Source organism: Bacillus sp. P4_D3, from assembly GCF_056401855.1.
The window spans coordinates 1-658 of record NZ_JBFUIN010001219.1 but is presented as its reverse complement, the minus strand read 5'-3'; the positions used below and the strand labels follow the sequence as shown (position 1 = coordinate 658).

1 protein-coding gene is annotated in these 658 nt (G+C 32.0%); it reads left to right on the top strand.

All coding sequences use genetic code 11. The features are described from left to right. Positions 1 to 247: 247 nt before the first annotated feature. Positions 248 to 616, top strand: a complete 369-nt coding sequence (locus tag AC1DTM_RS30415) for a DUF3888 domain-containing protein (protein ID WP_078182155.1) — start codon at positions 248 to 250, stop codon at positions 614 to 616. Positions 617 to 658: the final 42 nt, after the last annotated feature.

Here is a 658-nt window from a genome sequence, read left to right as displayed (position 1 = left end):
ATATATACTCAGTAAAAGCCAGCATCTTTAGATCGTTAGGTTGGTATTTTTTTCAATTTGTTTGAAATATATTTAAAAATCAGTTCCAGTCATTCGAGCTAGCATAAATGTTATTAAAAATATTGACTCGCAAGTAAAAGCTCTGATTTATTTGATGCTTAATAAGCTAAGAATAACATAAAGAGAATAGTCATTATTTTTTAGAGCATCCTAAAGTTTATCATCTAATCAGCCTGGAGTGAATCTCATGCTAAAGAGTAAACTATCCCTAATAATTTACGGGATTTTAATAATGGTCATATTTGCATCTCCGAAAGAAGGAAACGCAGCTAACATATCTGATAAAGATTTTTATGATTCCTATAACACTTTATTGGCTCCGTATGCAAGTCGAACGATTCAAAGCAAACTTGGACCTTCGCATCAGTATAGTTTAACTGAGGCGAAGGTTATAAAAATTGACCGATCMCCAAAATACACTTTTAACTTCATTGTCGTTGCAAAGTATCGAACTTATACAAACGCCCATAACCCGCCAAATCATGTTGTAACAATTACTTATAACATTAATCCAAGTGGAGTGAAAGTTATAAACTTCAAACAAAAGAAAGAGTAAATAAACAGTGTAGTCTATACGAACCTAGAAATTTCCTAGAAG